The organism is Brachyspira sp. G79 (genome assembly GCF_002379365.1).
Taxonomy (GTDB): domain Bacteria; phylum Spirochaetota; class Brachyspiria; order Brachyspirales; family Brachyspiraceae; genus Brachyspira.
Genome location: NZ_JQIU01000008.1, coordinates 1,940,588 through 1,945,719, shown reverse-complemented (window position 1 = coordinate 1,945,719; position 5,132 = coordinate 1,940,588). Strand labels below are relative to the sequence as shown.

General features: G+C 28.3%; 4 protein-coding genes and 1 pseudogene. All 5 read right to left on the bottom strand.

The window, feature by feature from the left end; all coding sequences use genetic code 11:
* Positions 1-78: 78 nt before the first annotated feature.
* A complete protein-coding gene (locus tag KQ44_RS09970; RefSeq protein ID WP_096737267.1) occupies positions 79-744 on the bottom strand; it encodes a DUF3226 domain-containing protein in 666 nt (221 codons plus the stop codon).
* A gap of 4 nt (positions 745-748) precedes the next feature.
* A complete protein-coding gene (locus KQ44_RS09965) occupies positions 749-1,816 on the bottom strand; it encodes an AAA family ATPase (protein ID WP_096737266.1) in 1,068 nt (355 codons plus the stop codon).
* Positions 1,817-1,968: 152 nt separating this feature from the next.
* Positions 1,969-2,906 (bottom strand): annotated as a pseudogene (gene secF, locus KQ44_RS09960) (protein translocase subunit SecF).
* A gap of 72 nt (positions 2,907-2,978) precedes the next feature.
* A complete protein-coding gene (secD, locus tag KQ44_RS09955) occupies positions 2,979-4,490 on the bottom strand; it encodes a protein translocase subunit SecD (RefSeq protein ID WP_096737265.1) in 1,512 nt (503 codons plus the stop codon).
* A gap of 30 nt (positions 4,491-4,520) precedes the next feature.
* On the bottom strand, positions 4,521-4,949 hold the full coding sequence (gene yajC, locus KQ44_RS09950; RefSeq protein WP_013114074.1) for a preprotein translocase subunit YajC: 429 nt from the start codon (positions 4,947-4,949) through the stop codon (positions 4,521-4,523).
* Between the last annotated feature and the right edge of the window lie 183 nt (positions 4,950-5,132).

Sequence of the window (5,132 nt, the reverse complement as noted above, 5' to 3'; positions counted from 1 at the left end):
GTGAGAGTAAGAAGAAATTTTTCATTTATATATTGTTTTAAGTTGTTAATTTTTTGAGTCATTGTATAAGCCTATTTTTTATTTGAACATATTATTTAAAAAATCAATTAAATCATATAATACATTTGAATCTAAATAATGAGAACATTTTTGAAATAATCCGCCTACTGTATTTCTCTTTTTGCATCTTACCGATATGAATGCAAGTATTTTTGCTTTTAATAAATGGGCTTTATTACTGCCTTGATTAATATAATTATCTGCACAGTGAAAAAAATTATTAACGCAGTCATTATATAAGTCTTTATCATTTTCTAAAATTATTTTTTCTACTAAATGTTCTAAATATCCAGAAGTTTTATCATCAGTTTTAGATGTTATAAATAATCCTTTATAATCATCATAATAAATATTTTTGTTTTGATTATATTCACATTTTATAATATCATTAAAAATATTAAATCTTTTTTGAGCATTACTTTCAGCATCAACTACAATAGCAAGTTTTTCTATATTGTTGTAGTTGGAAGTTTTTATAAATGAAGTAATATGATTTTTATTATCAACTTTATTGATTGTCATTATATGTATAGTGTCATCATCTTCTATAAAAGTTTTATCATATTTACCTATTATGCATTTTAATCCTAATTTTTTATTAATTAAAAGATAGCATAAATCCCTCTCATCATTTCCTTCAACAAGAAGAACTTTTTTAGCCATGGGATTCATTTTATGTTCCATTATTTTATCTTACCTCCCAATTATCCATAGCATTATTTAATTCTTCATTGTTATATATTATAGCTTGATATTTATACTTTTCTTTTTTGTCAGCTTCTATTCTTATACCTTGAATATCATCATTTGAATTGTATTCATTTTTTACTTCATTATAAACATCATTAAAAGACTTTATACATTCATAAGAGTGAGTAGTTGCAAAAAGCTGAACATTATTTTTGTGGCATGCTTCAAATAGAGATAGCCATAAATTTCTTAAAGCACTATAATGAAATCCATTATCAATTTCATCAATAAGCATAACTCCATTTGCAATAAATGGTATGCTTACTATGTAATTGAATATTTTATATACACCAGTACCTAATGCATTTAGAGGTAAATATCTGTCAAGACCAATATCAGCTTCACATATTTGTTCAGATGATATTCTTATTGATTCTATATTTGGTATTATAGTTTTTAAACTATCTACAACTATTTTATCCATTTTTAAATTTTGAAGTTTATCAAATGATGATACAACATTATTTTTTACTCTTGTTTCTGAAGTACTATAATCGTTAAAGAAATAAAAGTTAAATAATGAAGGAGCTAAAATTGCTGAACGTACATTTACATTGTTCATAGGAAAAGTATTATTAATAGGTACAAAACTATTATCCATTTGTCTGTTATTATTTATAAGCATTGGAAGTTTTATAGTTTCTCCATTATTATTTTCTACCTGATAATAAATACCATCTAAAGTTGAAAGCTCTAAGGATTTTATAGGGTATATATTTAGTTCTTTTTTTGAAGTTTTTATATTTATAGGGTTTGTATAATCAAAATTATAAAAAATTAATTCCAAATTATTATTTAGAGGTATATTCCTTTGAAAAAAAGAAGAAGATATAACTGTATCACTTCTAAACATATTTGAGTATAAATATAATGCTTCCAAAAGATTGCTTTTTCCAACACTGTTTTTACCAAATATTAAATTAAATTTTTTAAAGCTATCAATAGAAACTTCCTTGAAGCATTTAAAATTACTTATACTAATATTTGGTATTTGAATATCACTCATAATTTTTATTCCATTTTTTGTTTATATTTGATAGCATAAAAATAATATATTAAAATAAATATCTTGTCAAAGATTAAAAAAATAATTCAAATAAAAAAGAGCATACATAATAATGCATACTCTTTTTGTATTATTAAAAAGCTAAAATATTTTTATGCTTTTTTAGTTTTCATAAATAATATTAAAAGACCGCTTGCTATAAAGTTACTAGCATAAGTACCTATAACAACACCGCAGAAGAATGTAAAGGCAAAGTCATAAAGTATGAAGCCTCCCCATATCATTATGGCAAGTGCGGCAAGAAGTGTTGATATACTAGTTATTACAGTTCTTCCTACAACATTATTTAGGCTTATATTAACAATCTCTTTGAATGGTCTTTTATCATCAGCATTTTCTCTTATTCTATCAAATACTACTATGATGTCATTAATAGTGTATCCTATCAAAGTAAGCATTGAAGAGAGTACAAGTACAGAAAATTCTTTGTTTAGGAAAAGTAGTATCCCAAATACTATAACAACATTATGTATAAGTGTAATTATAGCAGGGAAAGCATATCTGTAATTGAATCTTATAGTAATATATACCATTATAATAATCCAAGAAACAATTATAAGTATGAATGCCAGTTTCAAGTTATCAGCAGATACTACACCACTTATGATGTTGCTTCCTATTAAATTAACTTTGTCAGTGCCGTATTTATCATAAAGCACCTGCATAGCTCTGTCAGATTCTTCATTAGAACCTCTAAATCTTAAAAGAAAAGCATTGATATTAGCCTCTCCTTCAAGCTCCTGAATATTTACAGTTTCAGTTCCAAAGTTATTGTATAAAGCTCTTATTTCAGCAATATTTATAACTTCAGGATTATCTATCTGTATTTTTAATTCCACACCTCCTGCAAAGTCAATACCCATATTAAAACTATTAGTGTTTAGTTTGCTTACAAATAAACCAATAGAGGCTATAAACAATACAGCAGATATAACAGCAGCAATAGGCATAAATTTAACAAAAGGTATTTTATTTTTGTTAAATCATTATTTTCTTTTTTATCATTTTCTTTTTTAACGTCTTCACTCATTATAAAATCCTATTTATTTTAAGCAATTATATATAAACAATTTTCATTCTTTTTGTCTTTATATATAAATAATTATATAAAGAAGAATCCTGCCTTCTTAACCATTTTTGTACGTATAAGCTCTTCATATATATATCTAGTAATGAATACAGCAGTAAATAAGTTTATCAATATACCAAAGAATAAAGTAATAGCAAACCCTTGTACTGGACCGCTTCCAAATATCCAAAGTATTAAAGCTACAATAATAGTTGTAATGTTAGAGTCAAATATTGTAGCAAATGCTCTGTCATAACCAGATATAATAGCATCAGCAACATTGGATTTAATTTTTAATTCATCTTTTATACGTTCAAATATAATAACATTAGCATCAACTGCCATACCTATGGTAAGAATAAGTCCAGCTATGCCTGGTAAAGTTAGGGTAAATCTCAATGGTGATAATACAGCTATAATAAGTATAACGTTTACGAGCATAGCTATAGTAGCCAAAACACCAGAAAGTCTGTACACTATTATCATAAATAGCCCAACTAAAATAGCAGCCATAAGTAAAGCAGTAGCCCCAGCCTTAACAGAGTCTGCACCTATTGACTGACCTACAACTTCTTCTTCTACTATACTTACATTAAGAGGTAAAGCACCTTCTTTTAATATTCTAGCCAAGTCCTGAGCTTCTTCTAAAGTAAATCTTCCAGTAATAACACCTCTTCCGCCTCTAATTTCATCATTGATATTAGGAGCACTTATAACTTTATCATCTAATACTATAGCAAGCATTCTGTTTACATTTTGTGCGGTAACTAAAGCAAACTGTTCAGAACCTTCATTATTAAGCTCGAACTCAACAGTAACTTCTCCGAATTGTCCGCCGCCTACTTGGGCATTAACTAAAGAACTTCCTTCAAGAGAAGGCTCTTTATTAACTATAACTGGAGCACCTCTTATTCTTCTGCCGAAATCATCTTTTTCACTGTAGAAATAAAGAAGCTTTCCATATTCAGGTACTTTAGCCATATTTGTAAATACACCCATAAGCATATCGTTGGTAGTTAAAGCAGCTGTAGCTTGTTCATCTACCAAATTAAATGTTAAAGCTCCCTGACTTAATACTACGCTTTTTATTCTGTCTGGGTCTCGTGCTCCAGGAAGTTCAACAACCACTCTGTCTTCGCCCTGTTTTCTTATGCCTACCTCGCTTACGCCAAATTGGTCAATTCTTCCTCTAAGTCTTGATATAAGTCTGTCCATAGCGTCGTTTTTCTCTTCTGCTGTAAGCGAAGAAGCAGTTCTGTCTAGTCTTGCAGCATATTCCTCAAAATCTGCCTGAAGTACTATTCTTATACCACCCTGCAAATCCAAACCCATATTGACAGATTCGCTTCTTAAACGTTTAAGAGCTTGAATATCATCAATTTGTTCTTTAGTGTAGCCTTTAGCTATCATTTCATCTAAAGACAAATTACTTTCTTCTTTCTTGTCTTCAGATGTAAAAAAATACCATCTTACTGTAGGAGTAATAAACCAAGCCATTATGGCAAGTCCTATAATAATGAATGCTAGTCTTAAATTATGACTCATATTATATTGTCCTGTTCTTATTAATTTTTATCAGTCTTTTTTATCTTCTGCCTGAGCTTTTTCTAAATCTTCTTTTATCTGATTTTTATCTTCTATAGCTTTTTTATCTTTTTTCTCTTCTTTTTTAGGAGGGTTTAACATCTCTTCTGTAACAACAGCAGAGATAGAAGATTTTATAATTTCCATTTTAGTATTTTCGCCTACTTTTACTACAGCAATTCTTCCGCCTTCTTTATCTGATATATATTCTGCTATAATTCCGCCTGATACTATGATTTTATCGCCTTTTTTTAATTCAGCTATACTTTGAGCCAATTTTTTTTGCTGCTGTTTCTGCGGTCTTATTAATAAGAAGTAGAAGATAGCAAATATAACAACCATCATACCGATGGATACTAATGGACTTCCTCCTGCCTGTGCTCCTTGGGCAGTTTGTGCATATAATGTGGCTGTGAACATTCTTTAATTACCTCTTAATTTTTTAAAATTTTTTTGATTGTAACATATTATCAATAATTTATAGTTATGTCAACATATTATATATAAAAATTGTCCGCTAAAGTCTATGTCAAGTAAACTTGCCATAGGCTCCCAATTTTTATTTAGTTTATATATAAAAATTGTCCGCTAAAGTCTTTTGCC